At 61.4% G+C, this 16,359-nt stretch carries 21 protein-coding genes; 13 read left to right on the top strand and 8 right to left on the bottom strand.

All coding sequences use genetic code 11. From position 1 onward, the window contains the following. Positions 1 to 36: 36 nt before the first annotated feature. Positions 37 to 825 carry a hypothetical protein gene (locus H0X90_RS26610; protein ID WP_196438286.1) on the bottom strand — a complete coding sequence of 263 codons (789 nt, stop codon included), beginning with the start codon at positions 823 to 825 and terminating at the stop codon, positions 37 to 39. Positions 826 to 1,274: 449 nt separating this feature from the next. Between H0X90_RS26610 and H0X90_RS26615 the strand changes: the two genes are divergently transcribed. From H0X90_RS26615 to H0X90_RS26655, 9 genes are all read left to right on the top strand, one after another. Continuing rightward, on the top strand, positions 1,275 to 1,727 hold the full coding sequence (locus H0X90_RS26615; protein ID WP_196438287.1) for a hypothetical protein: 453 nt from the start codon (positions 1,275 to 1,277) through the stop codon (positions 1,725 to 1,727). A 411-nt stretch (positions 1,728 to 2,138) separates the two neighbouring features. Continuing rightward, positions 2,139 to 2,474, top strand: a complete 336-nt coding sequence (locus H0X90_RS26620; protein ID WP_196438312.1) for a hypothetical protein — start codon at positions 2,139 to 2,141, stop codon at positions 2,472 to 2,474. After that, positions 2,471 to 3,700: a DUF1173 family protein gene (locus H0X90_RS26625; RefSeq protein ID WP_196438288.1), complete on the top strand. Its 1,230-nt coding sequence runs from the start codon at positions 2,471 to 2,473 to the stop codon at positions 3,698 to 3,700. Before H0X90_RS26620 ends, H0X90_RS26625 begins: the two co-directional genes overlap by 4 nt. Before the next feature lie 53 nt (positions 3,701 to 3,753). Then, on the top strand, positions 3,754 to 4,173 hold the full coding sequence (locus H0X90_RS26630) for a hypothetical protein (protein WP_196438289.1): 420 nt from the start codon (positions 3,754 to 3,756) through the stop codon (positions 4,171 to 4,173). 110 nt (positions 4,174 to 4,283) lie between these two features. Continuing rightward, on the top strand, positions 4,284 to 4,955 hold the full coding sequence (locus tag H0X90_RS26635) for a Lar family restriction alleviation protein (RefSeq protein ID WP_196438290.1): 672 nt from the start codon (positions 4,284 to 4,286) through the stop codon (positions 4,953 to 4,955). A gap of 81 nt (positions 4,956 to 5,036) precedes the next feature. After that, positions 5,037 to 5,618, top strand: a complete 582-nt coding sequence (locus H0X90_RS26640; protein ID WP_196438291.1) for a cold shock domain-containing protein — start codon at positions 5,037 to 5,039, stop codon at positions 5,616 to 5,618. A gap of 512 nt (positions 5,619 to 6,130) precedes the next feature. Next, complete coding sequence (locus H0X90_RS35830; protein ID WP_230877622.1) at positions 6,131 to 6,496, top strand: hypothetical protein; 366 nt, start codon at positions 6,131 to 6,133, stop codon at positions 6,494 to 6,496. Continuing rightward, positions 6,480 to 6,926, top strand: a complete 447-nt coding sequence (locus H0X90_RS26650; RefSeq protein WP_196438292.1) for a hypothetical protein — start codon at positions 6,480 to 6,482, stop codon at positions 6,924 to 6,926. Before H0X90_RS35830 ends, H0X90_RS26650 begins: the two co-directional genes overlap by 17 nt. Continuing rightward, complete coding sequence (locus tag H0X90_RS26655; RefSeq protein WP_196438293.1) at positions 6,923 to 7,294, top strand: hypothetical protein; 372 nt, start codon at positions 6,923 to 6,925, stop codon at positions 7,292 to 7,294. Before H0X90_RS26650 ends, H0X90_RS26655 begins: the two co-directional genes overlap by 4 nt. An 88-nt stretch (positions 7,295 to 7,382) precedes the next feature. On the opposite strand, the gene H0X90_RS26660 is transcribed toward H0X90_RS26655, so the two are convergent. Next, positions 7,383 to 8,525, bottom strand: a complete 1,143-nt coding sequence (locus tag H0X90_RS26660; RefSeq protein WP_196438294.1) for an integrase domain-containing protein — start codon at positions 8,523 to 8,525, stop codon at positions 7,383 to 7,385. Positions 8,526 to 9,992: 1,467 nt separating this feature from the next. Between H0X90_RS26660 and H0X90_RS26665 the strand changes: the two genes are divergently transcribed. The 4 genes from H0X90_RS26665 to H0X90_RS26680 all read left to right on the top strand — a co-directional run bounded on the left by H0X90_RS26665 (position 9,993) and on the right by H0X90_RS26680 (position 11,864). After that, a complete protein-coding gene (locus tag H0X90_RS26665) occupies positions 9,993 to 10,997 on the top strand; it encodes a PRTRC system protein D (protein WP_062911823.1) in 1,005 nt (334 codons plus the stop codon). Between the two features lie 9 nt (positions 10,998 to 11,006). After that, a complete protein-coding gene (locus H0X90_RS26670; RefSeq protein ID WP_196438295.1) occupies positions 11,007 to 11,345 on the top strand; it encodes a hypothetical protein in 339 nt (112 codons plus the stop codon). Between the two features lie 118 nt (positions 11,346 to 11,463). Beyond that, positions 11,464 to 11,613, top strand: a complete 150-nt coding sequence (locus H0X90_RS26675) for a hypothetical protein (protein ID WP_196217796.1) — start codon at positions 11,464 to 11,466, stop codon at positions 11,611 to 11,613. Beyond that, complete coding sequence (locus H0X90_RS26680; protein WP_196438296.1) at positions 11,610 to 11,864, top strand: hypothetical protein; 255 nt, start codon at positions 11,610 to 11,612, stop codon at positions 11,862 to 11,864. Before H0X90_RS26675 ends, H0X90_RS26680 begins: the two co-directional genes overlap by 4 nt. Positions 11,865 to 11,909: 45 nt before the next feature. On the opposite strand, the gene H0X90_RS26685 is transcribed toward H0X90_RS26680, so the two are convergent. The 6 genes from H0X90_RS26685 to H0X90_RS26710 all read right to left on the bottom strand — a co-directional run bounded on the left by H0X90_RS26685 (position 11,910) and on the right by H0X90_RS26710 (position 16,127). Next, the gene (locus tag H0X90_RS26685; protein ID WP_211195073.1) at positions 11,910 to 12,137 is read right to left on the bottom strand and encodes a hypothetical protein; all 228 of its coding nucleotides are present in this window, start codon (positions 12,135 to 12,137) and stop codon (positions 11,910 to 11,912) included. A gap of 94 nt (positions 12,138 to 12,231) precedes the next feature. Further along, positions 12,232 to 13,374: a toprim domain-containing protein gene (locus tag H0X90_RS26690; protein ID WP_062911820.1), complete on the bottom strand. Its 1,143-nt coding sequence runs from the start codon at positions 13,372 to 13,374 to the stop codon at positions 12,232 to 12,234. 435 nt (positions 13,375 to 13,809) lie between these two features. After that, positions 13,810 to 14,364: a single-stranded DNA-binding protein gene (locus H0X90_RS26695; RefSeq protein WP_196438297.1), complete on the bottom strand. Its 555-nt coding sequence runs from the start codon at positions 14,362 to 14,364 to the stop codon at positions 13,810 to 13,812. 11 nt (positions 14,365 to 14,375) lie between these two features. Next, on the bottom strand, positions 14,376 to 15,215 hold the full coding sequence (locus H0X90_RS26700) for a hypothetical protein (RefSeq protein WP_196438298.1): 840 nt from the start codon (positions 15,213 to 15,215) through the stop codon (positions 14,376 to 14,378). Beyond that, the gene (locus H0X90_RS26705; protein ID WP_062911817.1) at positions 15,203 to 15,652 is read right to left on the bottom strand and encodes a hypothetical protein; all 450 of its coding nucleotides are present in this window, start codon (positions 15,650 to 15,652) and stop codon (positions 15,203 to 15,205) included. Before H0X90_RS26705 ends, H0X90_RS26700 begins: the two co-directional genes overlap by 13 nt. A gap of 112 nt (positions 15,653 to 15,764) precedes the next feature. Then, on the bottom strand, positions 15,765 to 16,127 hold the full coding sequence (locus H0X90_RS26710; RefSeq protein WP_062911816.1) for a hypothetical protein: 363 nt from the start codon (positions 16,125 to 16,127) through the stop codon (positions 15,765 to 15,767). Positions 16,128 to 16,359: the final 232 nt, after the last annotated feature.

Below are 16,359 nucleotides of genomic sequence, written 5' to 3' on the forward strand. Positions count from 1 at the left end.
GAGGCGGGCCGAAAAAGGAAGGTTGGAGCTACCGAACTATCCGCGCGATGCGAGATGTTCGGCTCCGAACTCACTGATGAAGAGCGACAGCGCATCGCCGATCGCGTGCGCGAACTTGAACTGCCACTTGTCGTTGTAGCGGACAATTTCCAGGCCGGTGAAGCTCTCCTTGTCTCGCGAGCGATACTCGTCACTCACGAGGCGGCAATGCCTCAGCTCGCCTGCAAGTGCCGCACAACCAGACTTCACGGCAAATGTCGTAAGGCCCGTCAGCAGTGCTGCAACGCGGCTTTGCGAGTAGTAGCTAACGCGACGCCACCCGCTGCTGCTGAAGGAAGCTTCGCTTCCAACCGACGCCTCGATCACAATGCCGCTGTTGGTGCGCTTCATCTCTGTCGTCGGCTTCAACCAAAGCCCGTCGATGATCGCCTTGGCGGCTTGCTGATACGCGATCGATGCGCCGGCATCTCCTGCGAACTTCTGCTTGAGATGCGACCAGAATGCGTCCAGATCCGGCGTTGTGCCTGATCGAATGGCTTCGCCGATATCGATGCCTGCCGCTTCCAACTCGGCGGCTCGGTCGATCTCGATACGCGTGCCGGCGGGCGCCACTTCGCGCCGCGCGACTCGCACTACTACTTCGGAGAGGTCGACACAGAACTTCGTCAACTCTCGCTCGACCTTGTATTCGTGTCGCGAGCGTGTGGCACGCTCGTAATCTTCGAAGCCAGGAAACAGGGCGATTTCTGCGTCTGCAACTGCGCGATACGCGTCGGCCGCAGTCGTCTGTGCCGACTTGAACTGCTCGATCAAAGCGTTGTACATGATGTGCTCCACCAGTAGAAGACGGAGCACCGCCCGGACCGGGGATGCCCCGATCGGGTTGTGTAGGAAGATTTGGTGCCACGCGAGGTGGCTGGTTGTCGATGCGCCGAAGACGCGGAGTACACGACGATCGTAGCTGCATCATTTCGGGCCACAAGGTGGAAATCACGACTGTTTGCGTGCTGCTTTCATCTCTGTTGACGGGACCAAGTTTTCCCCAAAGGCGTTGGACAACCTTGTGGAAAACGGGCGCAGACCCTTTAGGGCTGGGACCGTCGACCAGATGCTCAATTTTTAGGCATCACGGGCGGACGCAACCGGTTGAGGGGGCTTTGGAAGAAAGCTCCTGAAAAATGGTGGGCTTTCCCGGTCTCCTCCTGCGCCCACCGGCTGCATGGTTGAGGTGGGCACATCCGTCGCCCTTGTCACTCCAACCGGGCAACTACACAATGATCGATCTATCCAAACGCGTCTCTCTCAGCCACGCGCAATATCTCTTCAGCCACGCCTTGTTCGTGGGCAAATGGGCCTTCTACGTTTTCTTCGTGCTTCCGAGCGTGATCGTAGGTGGCGTGCTCGCTCTTTACAGCAACTTCTCCTTCCAGACGATTCCGCGTGAGGTTTTGCAGTTCGCCGCGCAGACAGCGGCCAATCCGCCCGCGCAGCATGGCTCGCTTTGGATCCAGGTTTGCAAGGACAAAGTTCCTGACCATGCGCTTCCGGCTTCTCCGATCTGCAAGTCGAAAGGTCTCGAGCAGCGACCGATCGAAGCACTGGCAAGGGAGGTAGGCGAGCGCCTCTCGTGGGCGTATGCGGTCGTCGTGGCACTTGCGGCAGGACTCGCAATCGTCTTCGGGCCATTCCTCAATGCTCACCGCGGGCGCCGGCGGCAAGAGAGCTAAATCCGGCCGCTGGCGTTATCGAAAGTGTTACTCCAGACTCTAGCGGTACCCAGCCCCATCGCCGTCGACCTGGTCGCTCAGCTCGCCAGTACCGGCGCGTGGCCATACATCGCCATTGGGACTGTTGCGGCCCTGCTCATCGCAGTCGTCAACACAGTCCGCGTCGTAATTGCGGCAATCCGTCGATACGAGCGCACCCGCGCTGTTCGCATCATGCAGCTACGTCATCCGCATTGCCACGTAAAACGGCTTTCCAAGGGGCAGTGGCTCTTGATCGACAAAGACACCGGCACCGAGTACGTGCCGCCACCGCTCGGACACCCACCAATCAATGAATGGATCTAGCCGCAGATTCACGTCCTGGGACACCAGCACTGCCAGTGATAGATCCGACCGCCCAATCCGCCTGCCATGAACCTGTTCATTCCGATTCCACTGATGATCCTCACCCTTGCGGCGATCTTCGCAAGGCTCAGCGTCGACAACAAGGTGATCAGCGGCTGTGCAGTCGCGGTCTTCCTCGCGATCTGCTGGATGTACTCTCGCCTGTTACGCCGGCGCGAAGGCGGGAGAGTACGACGCGACGAAGACGAAAAAATCGCTATGGAGCAGCGCTATCCGTTTTGCCACGTGACGCTCCTATCGAGCGGGGAGTGGTTCCTCACCGAAAAGGCAACCGGACGCGAATACAAGGGCGGGGCCAGGGTCGGAGTGACGGCACCCGGCACCAATGAGGAAACCCGATGAACAACGTCTTCTTCTCCGGCCTTACCGTGCCGCTTAATGATGTCCAAGAGCACCCGGCTGCTTTTGTACGCCAGCTCGAGCGCGCGAAGATCAATCCGGGTTACGCGCAGTGCCTTTGCCTGGGTGCTGCGCGCCCTCTCCGCCTCCAGATCCGCCGATACGGCAGTCTGCTGCACCTCGCTGGGTGGCCGGATGAAGGGCCGATGCACGACGCCCAATCGTGTTCGTTTCACAAGGCACCGAACGAAGGCGAAAACGAGGCTGGCAAAACCCTGCCGGGCATCGTCGCGACCGCCGCGGGCTTGCGCGCAAAGCTCGACGTCGCCCTCACTCAGCGCACGGTCCGCACCGCTTCCAAGTCCGCCCGGCAAGCTAGCGGTCCGACAACCTCACGCCGCGCGGCCCCTCTTCTAGGCTTCCTGCAAGCGCTCTGGAACGTCGCCGGGCTCAATCGCTGGTCTCGCGCAGAGGGGACGCGGAACTGGGGTGTCTGCAATGCGCGTGTCCTCGCCGAGCTCGGTGACGCCGTGATCAACGGCGAGCCCGCCGAGCAGGTGCTGCACGTCATGCGTCGTTTCCAGGAGGTTGATCGCGTTGCGATCAACGCCGAATTCGATGCCTTCCTTGGCCGCGTCGGCCAGCGAGATGGAACGAACCATCGCGGCCTGGTCGTCGGCGAGATCTCAGAAATTGGCACGACGCCCTACGGCCGGTCGATCACTTTGCGCCAGAGCAAGAAGCCGTACTACTGCAGCTCCGGTTTGATCGCCCTCGCGGAGAAGCGATACGGCCACGCGCTACGCGCGCTCGGCGACCGTGCCGCGCGAGTCGTCACGATTCTCCTGATCGAGCGCACGTCCAAGGGCCATCACATCGTGGTCGATCTCGCCGCAATGCTTTGCTCGTCCACGTACATCACGTGCGATTCGATCCACGAAGTCGCTATGGCAAATCGGCTCGTTGCCGAAGGCCGCGCCTTCGACAAGCCGATCCGGCTAAACGAGGGCACCGACATGCTGCCGGACTTCGTCCTAACGGACACCGCGGAACCAACCCACATCGAGGTCTATGGGATGAATGGCCTGACCGAGTACGAGGCTCGCAAGCGGGAAAAGCAACGCCTTCGCACCGCGCGCGGCATCCAGGCAGTGGAGTGGGATATCGACCGATTTCAGCTGGCCGATGTCCGGTTCCCTCCCATTGCGTGGCGAAGGGCTGGACCTTGACATCGTCGTGCGGCCGGCAAGATGAATGCATCCTCTTAACCTGGACGCCTCCTATGCACGGCAAGTCGCTTTTCCTCCATCGCGCGGTCTCCCGCACCGATCAGTGGGGGCCGCAGTTTCCCGCCCTCTCCATGGCATGCCACCACCCCGACTCTTTCTCCGGTGGGCGGCAGCTCGCCGTCGCGGTGACAGACGCTCGCGGACTGCGGTGCGCAGTCTTCACGAACTTCGGCGCCATCCTCGAGTTCCGCGCGTCGTGGGACGAACTGGAACGCGCCGGCACCTGGTGGTATTACGCGCGGGCATGGCATTTCTGGTTCGTTGACGGTCCGCAATCCGCGCGACGAGTATTTCCTACCGATTCCGGGCAAATCGTCGTCGCATCCTCCGAATCAAGCGACACATCCAACACGTCGACCGACTCGCTCCTGTCCCTTATTCGCATTGCGGAACTGCGAGCTTCACGCGATTAACTCAGACAGGTGAGAAATAACCGGAAGGAATATTCGCGCTTTTCTCGGTATTGCCGCGCTGCAAAAACAGCAATAATGCCGGCGACGAGAAACTTACAACCTTCCGACAAATGATCGAACAGCTCTATCCATGTGAGCACTGCGGCGGCCGGCCGACCGTCGGCCGATCGCAGCGACTCGTTGATGGCGATGACAACCGCCTATTCGACTTTAGCCAGTTCGGCCGCTTCGGCGGCCCACCACGCATCGGTGACGTACAAGCTCGCCCACCCGAGGCGCCTCGGACCGAGCCCCTGGTCTGCATCTACTGCACTGGTTGCGGCATGTCGACCCAGTGGGAAGCGATCGGCGATGACGAAGCGGCCGCGAAAGACCGATGCGCCGAGACATGGAATCGACGCTTGAGTCGACCGAAGGCAACGGCTGACGACCTGCGAAATCTGATCGAGAGAGAGCTCGGCGCCTGCGATACGCAGCTGGTCCTCGACATGTTGTCCCGAGTAGAAGGCGACTGGGACGAGATCGGTCCGATCTTCAAGATGCTGGCGCAGCGCCTGGTCGATGCTACCGTCGTCACCGTCGACACGTGGCCGATCGCGCCCGTGCTCGAAGACGCGGCACGATATCGAAAACTCGTCCAGCTGGCGAAGTGGATCGAGATCGACGGCCAGGACTATGTCCAGTTTCCGAAAATCCATTCGCCGAGCGAGCATCGAGATTTTCTGTTTGAAGACCGGATCGCGATCGCGGTCGACGCCATGCCGGACCGTGACCGGTGGTAGCCGGCGAAGGCCGCGACATGTCGGGCGATCAGGCGCCGGACGGATATCATTACGTACTCAACCAACTACAAAATCAGAACCATGCGAGGAACCATAAAGTGGTTCTCGAAGGATAAAGGCCACGGCTTTATCCACGGGGAAGCAGCCACCGACTATTTCTTTCACGTAAGCGACGTCATCGGAGCCGAGGCGCCACGCGACGGTGACATCGTCGAATTCGACGCCACTACGAACAATCGAGGTCCGCGCGCGGCCAAAGTGCGAATCCTCGAAAGGCAATCGCGAGCGCACGCCTCGCAACATCGCGATGATCGCGTCGAATGCATTGCATGCAAGAAGAAAATGGTCCCCCGAATCATCACGCATCGCGGGCGGCCTGAGCGCTCCGTGTGTCCGTACTGCGCAGCGACCTTCAAACGGTTCGGCATGTGCTTCATCGCGTCCGCGGTCTATGGCGACTACAACGCACCGGAAGTCCTTGCTCTCAGGGGATTCCGAGACAATGTCCTCCGGACCACGAAGCCGGGCCGATGGGCGATCCGAACGTACTACCAGGTATCGCCACCGCTCGCGCGATTCCTCCATGCGCACCCTCAGCTCGCGCAGCACATCAAGCCAATACTCGACGCAATCGTTCGCACTGTTCGGCGGCGGTCGCATTGAATAAAAAAAGCCGGCTTGCGCCGGCTTAACGAAGGTTCTAGCGATTTCCGAGGGCCTGTGCCAGAACCCGAGAGACAAGGCTATCTTACCGAGCCCGTCTTTCCTCCAGCAGGCGTTACACCGACTATTTCTCGCCTCATTCTCCGATGCTCCGGCTAACGCTAGCCTCAACAAGCGGGCGCACGCCCGCTTCGCGACCTGCATTTGCGATCCGGCGCGTTTGGCGCTCGGACGTCAGTTGCTTTGAAGACTCCGCACGCATCGCCTAAGCGCGAAGATGATCGCGGCAGCAATCCGCGTTCGCCGGCGGCACCCCGATTTCACTTGATCCGTTCGACGCGCGTTTCAATCCTGATGCAGCTCACTTGACTTCCCCTGCATGGCGCTACGCTTAGTCTGCTGCCTTCGACACGATTAGATGCCGGGTCGAGCAGCCGCACGCTGCCGATACCGACGTGCTCGGCGATGTCCGGCGCGGAGATGCGTGAAAAATCCATCGAGAGAAGAACGTAATGGGCTATAACAATCCCCTGTTGCAACTTCCCGCAGCGCGCGACCTCCTCGCCCTTCCGGCCGAGTCACGTCGCGCGGTCTCATCGGTACTTCGCGCGCTGCGTACGCAAGCAAACGCGGAAGCGGAGATCGCCTGGTCCCGCCGAAAGGGACCGATGGCAGCCTATTGGCGTGCGGTGTCCACGTATGCTCGGCACCTCGCGCATGCGATCGACAACGGGCGATCGCAGCCCCGGTCAGCCGCGACGACGTCACCGAATCCGGTGGAACAGGTCGTTACTGCCGGACGCACGAATCTGCATGACAACGCCACTGTCGCCAGCATCAGCACGCCCGAGCGAGACATCGATGCCGATCAAACCTGAATCCCACAATCATTGCCCGGCGACGCGGCCGCCCACGCGCGCGCGCATCCTCGCAAGAGCAGGCAACCGATGCGAGCAGTGCCACGTTGCGAACGGCGATGACATCGTGCGCGGCATCGACAAGGACGCCGGCACGTTCCAACGCCTCGAAGGCGACGGAGAGGTATTCGCGGCGGATGACGGCCGCCTGCTCGGATACTGCAAGGCGTCGGAATACTGCGGCTGCAAGTGGACGAGGATCGTCCTCACGATTGTTCGCCTCGACCACGCGCCCGAGCACACCAGCGACGACAATCTCAAGGTGCTCTGTCAGCGCTGCCGCCTTGCCCATGGCGCCGAGCATCGACGTACCAGAGTCGCAGCCACGCGCCGGGCACGGAGAGCGATTGGCGACCTGTTCGACGATGCAGTAACAGGAGAAAGCGAATGAGTGCTGTCGATAGGAAACACCCGGTTGATGCCCCGACCGACCTTAACGCTGCAGAGAGACTCCGGCAACAGCCGCCGCCGAACGGCCCCGTGCCGGCCATGGAGATTTTCGTCGTTCACGCGTCCACGATGTACGAAGGTAGCGACCCGGTACGCGCGTTCGCCACCAGAGAATCCGCCGAAGCATTCGCCCAGATGTGCCGCGACCACGAAGAAGCGCGCCCCCTTCCTCCTGGGATAGACGCGCCTGAACACGAATGGGACCGTTGGACGGAGTTGGACCGCACGTGGGAACAAACGCATCCGGCCGCGCCGCTCTTCCGCCGGGAGAGCTACGACGTCCTGACGCTCCCCTTCGACCCATCCTGATCCGCATCGGATACTGCATGTTGCGGCTCCGTCCTATCGACGCCGGCAACAGCCTCCGTGCTACCCCGACAAGATCCCGCTGCGACCGTCACTGACGTGGCGACGGCGATGCTAGCAGTCTATACAGCGCCTGTCTCGAAATCCCCAGCGCCGCCGCAGCATGGCTCTTGTTGCCGGCGGCCGCCTCGAGCGCAGCGTCCGCTTCGGCAACGCTCGGCAACGGTTTCTTCAGCTCCGTCTGCCGGGCGAAAGTCGACAGGTACGCGTTCGCCTTCGACGGACGGCTGTGGCCGGCGGCCTCGACGACCCGGCGCTTCGCGTCCTCATGCGCGGCAGGATCAGGACGTGCCGGCGAACCCTTGATCGGCGCCGGCACCTCGGCCACCTGTTCATAGAGCGTCTGCAGATATTCGTGACGCAGCCCGTGGCTCGTCACGCCGATGCCGCTTTTGGTTACGCCATGCTTCCCAAGCACGTAGTAGTACCAGTCTCGCCACTGCTTCAGCGTCCGTCCGGCCGGAATCGTGGATCCCGTAACACCGTTGCTCAAGCGCGCCGCTTTCTCCAGGATCGCGACCTTCTTCTCGATCGGCACCTCCCGCGGCCGCCCGCCCTTCGTTCCGCGCGTCACTGCGAGCATGTGCGGATCGCGCACCGCTTCTGCCGGGCGCAGCATGAAGCTTTCTTCGACACGCAACCCAAACGCCGCCTGCATTTTGAGTTGCACCGCGGTGTACGGACACGTTTGCGCGATCTCTTCGATCTTCGCGACCGCGTCCACTCCGTTCGCTGCCCATGACTTGTCTTCCGTCGCCACGTAGCTTCGCTCAAGGCCCATTTCACGGCGATCGACGTAGTCGCCGAGCGTCCCGACCAGGTTCGCCTTGCCCAGCCATTGGGCGAGTGCTCGCAGATACGTGAGCTTGTTCTCGATCGTGCCGCCCGACTGCTTATCCTTGACCCATCGGTCAACGAGGTACTCGACGTGCTTGGTCTTCAGCGACCATGGCGTCTGCAGCGCGAACCCACCCTCGCGCAGTTCGACGAATGCCTTGCAGATCGCCGTCGCCCGATATTCCTGCGTCTTGATCGACAGCGCCCGTTTGCTGATCCGCGTCGCGCTATGAATCTCGGCGACATGCTGATCGAACAGCACCAGCAACGCGTCGCGAAACTCGGGCGACAGTCGATAGCGTCCCACAACAGCCCGAACGTTGAGGATCGCAGCCATCCAATTGCTCCTTGCGGTCGATGCCGCTCACACCAGGCGGAACCCACCCGCCTCTTCCTGTCGTCAATCGATCATCCGGAGCGCCGCATGGTTCCGCATGCGCCAGCCCCCCAATCACGCTACGCGAAATCGCCGACCACGATCCCAAGGATCGGTACCGACGCCATTCGCGAACCCATCGTACGATGCGCGGCCGCTCGGTCAAGAACCGCTCTGCGCTGCCCAGTTGGCCCACGGTCGGTTCCGCAGACGCGATCAGTCCGTGATCCGCCGGCGGACATCGCTCCGCGCAAACGCTCCCCACGTCAGCCGACACGAGCCAGTCTGGATTGCTCGCGGCGACCCATAGACGTTCACCTTTCCCGTCCGTTGCGCGCCCCTACCTGACGCGCCAATGACTACTTCTTTCGCCCTCGCTCGCGCGAATGGCTCCGCCGGAATCCGCCGGCGCGGTCTTGCTGCTTCCTGTCCTTTAGCGATTCCATCCGATCAGCCCGGTGCATGGGAAGAGCATGCAATCCGACTGTCCATCCCGCTGCAACGACCGACGCAGTCCGCGCTTCGCGCAAACGGTCGCCGACCATTTCGCGCCCGCTTGTAGGACGCGCTGCGCGGATTCGCTCCGCCCAGTCCAGCTTCGTGGCTACCCTGCCAGCCTGACGCTCACGCGTCTCGGCGTCGACGAACCTCGCGGTCGCCGGCGCCGGGCTATGTGCCGGGCAATTCCTGTTGCGCATTTGGGTTACGGCTGCGCCTACCGTTCGTTCTTCCAATCAGGGAATCGCGACACCGGTTTTTCCGGCTCGCAAGACTTCCCCCGCCCCCAAGCACGTTCATGTCGGCCGCGGTGTGTCGGGCATCCTGAACGCACCCAGCTCGTTCGCTGAAAGGGCGTGAGTAGACGCAAATGAAGTCGCGTGGACTGTCCGGTGTCCGGTGTCCACATGTCCTCATTGCGTCCCATTGCGGCAAACCGCCGCCGATCGTATGGATATCGCACTGTCCAGGGGTCCTCAAGGTGGACCACTGTGTACTTGATTTGCTTCAGAAAAAGGCCGCGTCAATGTGCGGCCCGGACATTTCACTGCGTTGGAGGCCCTGAACGGGGCCAGAAGGGACGTGTGAGCGCCAGGCGCTCCGGTTCGATGCGTCGATGACGCGGTAGGTGATGCCCAGAATAGGCCTTTTCGTCACGCTTAGCAGCGCGAAAGCTGTCGGGAAGTGCGCCGCTTTCCAAAACTTGACTTTGCGTACCGCTCGATAGACTGAATCACGCAATCTCGGACTTTATCCGGGAGATTCAAGGGCTCGCCGTTGCAATCTCCCACTCTATGTCCGACTTCGGTAACGGCCCATTCTCAATGTCCGACTTTATCCAGGACTTTCGTGAAGCGACGGTGCCGAAGTTCGACTCGGGGTTCGACGTTGCACTCGCCTTCCCTGAAACAGACACCAAAGGAGTCGCCCTTGAAAACTGCAGTCTTCGCTATCGACGTCGGTTACGGCAATACGAAATACGCGCACCGTGCCGCGAACAACGCCGTGGCCTCCGGAATGTTTCCGTCGCTCGCGCCGCTTGCGGCGAGTCGCTCGATCGCCGGATACGGCGACAGCGTATTGACGGCCCGCAAAGTAGCCACGATCGTGATCGACCAAGTCGAGTACGAGGTCGGCCCGGACGTTTCCCTGACTGCCGCGTACGGCAACACCGGCCGCGCGCTGGCGGACGACTACATTCTCACGAACAACTACGCTGCGTTGCTCCTCGGGGCGATCCACTTTTCCGGCGTGACCCATATCGAACGCCTGGTGCTCGGCCTGCCGGTTCACAACCTGAAGAAGTACGCGGGCGCGTTGATGGAGCGGTTCACCGGCACGCTGGATTTCGGCGCTGGACGCGTGAAGATCGACAAGGTCATGGTGATCCCGCAGCCGCTCGGCTCGCTCGTCCTTGCCTCCAGCAACCGGAAAGGCGGGTTTGGCCGGGACGTTGAACATCTCGTCGTCGACGTCGGCTACTTCACGACCGACTGGGTATACGCGAGCGGCTTCGCGATGGATGACAAGCGCAGCGGTGGCATGCCGGGCGGCGCATCGCAGATCTATCAGCGCATCGCCCAGTTAATTGCACGCGACCAGGGCGACGCGGTCGAGGACATCGAGCGGATCGACAAAGCGCTGCGCGAGCAGACGCCGTTCTTCTTCTACGGGAACGACATCGATCTCGCGCCCTATCTCGAGAAAGCGCAGCCGTTGATTTCGGGCGTCGTGAAGGAAATGCAAAACAACGTCGGCCGTCTGGCGAACGTTCGATCGATCATCCTGTCCGGTGGAGGCGCGGCACTCTATGCGTCCGTCATTCGTCAAGCGTTCCCGCGAGTCGTCATCGAGGTGATTGACGCACCGTGCCTCGCGAACGTTCGGGGGTTCCTGCTGGTCGGGGAATCCAGCGTCGCTCGCGAACGCCGATAAGGAGCGGACATGAGCGACAAGATCGAGATGACCATCACGATCAACGAGCTCGTGTCGCCGCTCCTGTTCGAGCGGTTGCGCACGTGTCCGTCGGCCCGTCGCCGGGCCGCCGTCCTCAAAGCATTGGCCGAATCAGCGCTTCGTCAGGAATTGACCGGGCAGGCGCGCATCGTAACGCCTGCAATGGCCGCGCCTCCCGTCACGCCCGCATCACCCCTGGCCACGCAAGCGCGCGCGACCGGCGCCCACGACGACGACACGTTTCAGGTACTCAGTGTTGGCGATGGGAGCCTTGACGGCGCGGGCTTCGACGACTCGCTTCACGATCAGCTGGGGGCATGGGCGTGACAACCCATCGGCTCGTTTTTTCGTGGCTTGCTTTTTGCATAGACCTGAGAGAATTGCAGTACGAGGTAGGTGTTCAAAACGTGTGACGCGTCTTGCATCGATAGAAAAGGAGAAGAAAATGCTGGAACTGATCGAGTGGATTCGGACGGGTGAAATCGTGGACAAGCTCACGTCGCCGCTATTTCTCGCGTGCGCTGCAGCGTTCATGATCGCGGGCTACTACTGCGCGGGCGCGCTCAGATCGGCGCAACGCCAAGGTGACGAATGAGCATCATCGGCGGTCTCCCTTCCACCATCGGCAGCGGCTACAGGGCATTGCCTTTCGTTTTGCGCCGCCTCGTTCTGGTCTTGGTGTACTCGCTGGTCTTCACGGCCGGCGCTTTCATGCACAACCATGGCGCGGGCGACATCGCCAGTCTGTTTCTTCTTGTTGGCGCGATCGGCACCCTTTGGGCTGCCGGGGCGTGGCGAGTCTTCAAGGTCGTCCTCCTTCTCGTCCTGGTTATCGTGGGCGACTAAGCAAAAAAAAAGCGACTTCCCGAGGGAAGTCGCATGTCGTCAGGTTTAGTGCGTCCGGCTCTTCTCTTTTTCTTCAAGCCACGCCATGCAAAAATCGACCGCCGGCTGAAACGCTTCATCCCGCAGGATATAGCGATCGTCGCCTTCGAGCTGCCGGTCGATCACATCGAAGCGCGGACCTTCGGAAACGTCCGCCGCCCCCTCTGACGCCACCCTGGCCGTCACCTCGATCACTTCAAACTCATCCAGCACCAGTCGAAACGCGCCCATCATTCACCTCGTGATGTGGCCCGGCGCAATACGGCCCGGAGGGGACGTATCCCCACCGGGTAAGATAAAAATGTGCCGACGAATGCCGGCGTCGAAATCACATCGCTGCACACATTCCGCTACTGCCGGTACGCGACAGGTTCCGCCTCCGCGATTCTTCGCGTGCCAGTTGCCTGGCCCGCACGAGATCACGCTTTTGGGCCCGCCGCTGGTGCTGCAGTTTCCATACGTCGCAGAAATCCACGCCCTCGACCACTGACTTAACGATCGAGACGCGCTTGCCAAGCGCACGAATGCGATCTGCAAGAAGCTGCGCATGATGTTCGCCCGGCCTGACGCCGCGCCGTTGGTCAACCTTGTCGCGATCGGCGTAGATGATCACGTGGTCGTAATCGTCCCAGTTGATGTCGGCGCGCTCGAGGCCACCACAATTCAGCAGGCAGCGGACTTCGATGCGATTCTCGTACCGTGCGACGACCGCAAAGCCAGTCTCGGCGCCCTCCACCAGCGCCAGGGTGCGAGACCTCGTCGTGTTAAGCCGCACCGATGACCCAAAACTGCCGGCCGGCGCACTCATCTCCAACTTCGCTCGCGATTTCCCATTCTTGGTGAGAAAGGGAACCTTCTCCCCGTCGGCCGTGAGGTAGGTGCGATGGACACGCCGCGGCTTGCCGGCCTGCGACCGTGCTCGCTGAAGCATCACGGGAAACTTCCCCTGCTTTTTGCCGAAGGCGTCGACGTACTCCATCCCAGGGTGACAGCGCACGTCGCGCCCGATCCACTCGAGCCGTAGCCCGGGAATCCGCGTCGAAAGGTAGGTCCACGCGGGCGAGTCGACCGTCACCGGAGCGGCACCGTCCCACGCAGCCTGCATGTCGCGACACTTCTGCTCGTCGGTTTTTTCGGGCCGGACCGGGACAGGCTTCGCCTTGCGCACCATCGCGGGGGGAATCCCGCCGTTGTAATTGCCGGTCTCGAGCTCGTAGAAGATCTCGCGATACGGCTTGCCCGTCACCTCATGGATCAGCGTCGCCCCCATTCCACCCTTCAGGCAGCGGGCGCAATGCCAACCCCCGTTGGGGTCTCGTTCAGGCGGGAAGATCCGGAAGGTCTCCTCGCCATCGCAAAGCGGACAGGTCCACCACCGCCCTTTTCCACTCAAAAATCGGCTGTCGATGTAATGCGGAAAAACATTGGTCCAGTCGATGGCCGCGAGATCCAGCTTCTTCAGCTCTCCCATGATTCGTCCTCCGTTCGCACAACGGCGAAAACGCGTGCATCCGCCACCCATCGGATAGCAGGCACTGTTGAATCAACAAACCTTCCCACCGCCGCGAGCTCCAACGGGACGTCGAATCGACGCGACAGGCAGAGCCCCGCGCGGGACGAAAGGCAAAAACACTTCACGTTCACGGATCTCTCCAGTTGGACTGCGGGTTTTTCGATGCCTGAGACAGGCGCAGAAACGCTTGCTCAACGAAGCCGCGCGCGGGCGCGTCGGCTTGGTTCAGCAACGTCAGCGGAACAGGAAAATGCGGGAGGGAAGGAAGACGGCGTGCGATGTGCCCGAAGGCACGTCGCACGCTATAGGTGAGAAAAAACGGGAGGGAGAATCGGGATGGTGAGCCCTTGCGGGAAACCCTTCGAATCAGACCGATTTAATTAGGGTCCGATACTAAAAAGGGATGTCGTCATCCATCTCGTCGAAGCCACCACCACCGCCATACGACTGCGACTGAGCCGGCGGGGGTGCCGAGTGTTGCGGACGCGCCGCAGCGTTTGCTGGCGACTGACCGGACGGCTGTCGTGAGGCCGGGGCGCTTGTATGACGACGCGTGCCCTGCTCTAACTCGTTGTCGCCACCGTGGCCACCGCCGTCACCGCGACCGCCGCCGTTGCGGCCGCCGAGCATCTGCATCTGGTCGGCGACGATCTCGGTCGAGTAACGATCCTGCCCGTCCTGGCCTTGCCATTTGCGAGTGCGGATGCGGCCTTCGACGTAGATCGAGCTGCCCTTTTTCAGGTACTCGCTCACGATCTCGGCCAATCGGCCGAAGAATGAGATGCGATGCCACTCGGTCATTTCCTTGTAGTCGCCGCTCGCCTTGTCCTTATAGCGATCGGTCGTCGCGACGCGAACGTTCGCGACCGCGTCGCCGCTGGGCAGATATCGCACTTCCGGATCGGCGCCAAGATTGCCGACGATGATCACTTTGTTAACAGATGCCACCTAGAACTCCTTCACTTGGTAATCGACCACAGCCACTTGTCCCACATGACTTGCTGGCCGTTTTTCAGAATGGGGGAGCCGTCTTCCTTGCGGAAGGCCGGCACTTTGATCTTGCGGAGGCGCTTCACAGTGACGATTTCACCGACGCGGCAACCGCACTCGTTGATCGCCTCTTTCAAGCCTTCTCCCTGCAGAACACGCTCGCCGCTACGCGTATCGAGACGCAGCGCGAAAGACGTGTAGGTGGAAGCCCTTCCGGGACGACGATTGGGAAACTCCTCTTCTCCCCAGCCGGTAATCCGGCCTTTGACGGCGGCTGATTGGCCCACGTCATCGCTGCGAGTACGATGAGTTCGAAACCTACTGGACTCGCTTGTGGACTCTGCGTGGTGCCGCTCGTCTTCGGCGTCAGTTGCCGGTTGCTGCGCATCTAACGCCCGAGGCGACCAACCGTCCGAGCCTGCAGCGGTTGAAGCGCCTCCCAAAGCAGAAGACGCCGGCACGCTTGCGCGGCGGATCGCGGTCGCTATCGCGTCCTTCAGCGAGACCGAGTGCTGATGCAGCATCGCCCAGTGCGGCGCGAGCGCCGGCAGGATCTTCGTGCCGAACATCGTGTCGCCAGGTGCGTCATCGAACGCGGGCACGAACTCGACGACACAGTCGCCCTCGTCGACGAACAGATGGATGACTCCCTCGATCGTCACGAACGTCTCGTTGTCCGCGCCAGTGCCGACAGCTTTCGCGCTGCCGCATGCTGACGAGCGCGGTTCGACCGCCGACGCCGATGCCCGAGGGCTGCCCGGGAAGGCCTGAGCGAGCACGCGCGTGAAGAACATGGCTACACCGCCCATTGCGCCTCCAGCGAAAGCTGACCGCTGCACCAGCGATTGAGTCGGTTGAAGTCATAGTTGAGCAACGGAACATCGCGGATCGCGTCCTGCATCGCGCGCGGTCGGACACGACCGAGTGCGCAGACGATCGAGTAGGGAATCGCCCCGGTCCATAGCTCCATGATCCAGCCGAGCGTCGCGTAGTAGTCGACCTTGTCGACCGGCCGGTTGCACAGCCGTTGATGCAGCATTTCGGCGCAGTCGATCAACGCCTCGGGGACGTTGTCGCTATGCCGGCTGTCGAGAGCGAAGAAGACCACGGCCTCGGCGAGCTTCTCCCGCACGTGCGGCTCCCAGCGATCGGGATCCGGCAAAGGATCGGGTTTGGGTGGAGTGATGAGAATCGGCGAATCACCGCCGAACATGTCGAGCTGCCAACCAGCAACTTGCGGTTTCATGAGCGTGCTCCGGATATCAACCGGGCACCTCATTCCCCTTACCGGGAACGTGGTTCCCGGTGGGAGATAGGACGACCATGCGAATTGCTTCGCACGGTCGGACTGGGGCGACTTACTTCGTGCCAGTTTTCAGATGGTGGGCATTCGTCTGGTTCGACGAAGCCTTGATGGGGATGACAACTGCGGATTTCGCATACTGACGTTGCGGGGCAACCGGTGCCTTCCCATCGGAATGCACAGGTGCGACGGCACTTCGGTTCGCGTGCCGCGGACTCTCGTCAGCATCGTGACGATCGGCGCTATCACGCTCGGGCTGATGCGATGCTTTCTTCGCGCCATTCTTGAAGTGGTTGTACGCAGCACCCGCCATCAACAGCGCGACGATGATCGAGTGCGCCGCGATGTAGACCGCCAAGCACAGTGCGAGGAACTTGACCGGCGATTTGAACGCGCCGCTGAAAAGGGACTTCAACATGTTTCTCTCCAGAGAAAATCGAACAAGGGAATGTCCGGACAACGCCCGGTGGTTTCGATGCTCGGAACGAGCAAGGAAATCGGCGCAAAGCGCTTTCGTCTGCGACCTCGTTGGTCAACACACGAAATCGCTCAAGGCCGATTAACTGGGAAGGCGCGGGCAAGCCGCGAAATGGCAGAGCCGGATGGCTCAGGAAGGTCGATGCGTCGGAAACGCGTGATAGAAGTAGGGT

The sequence above is a fragment of the Burkholderia sp. 9775_39 genome (genome assembly GCF_015712225.1).
In the GTDB taxonomy this organism is placed as follows: Bacteria; Pseudomonadota; Gammaproteobacteria; order Burkholderiales; family Burkholderiaceae; genus Burkholderia; species Burkholderia cenocepacia.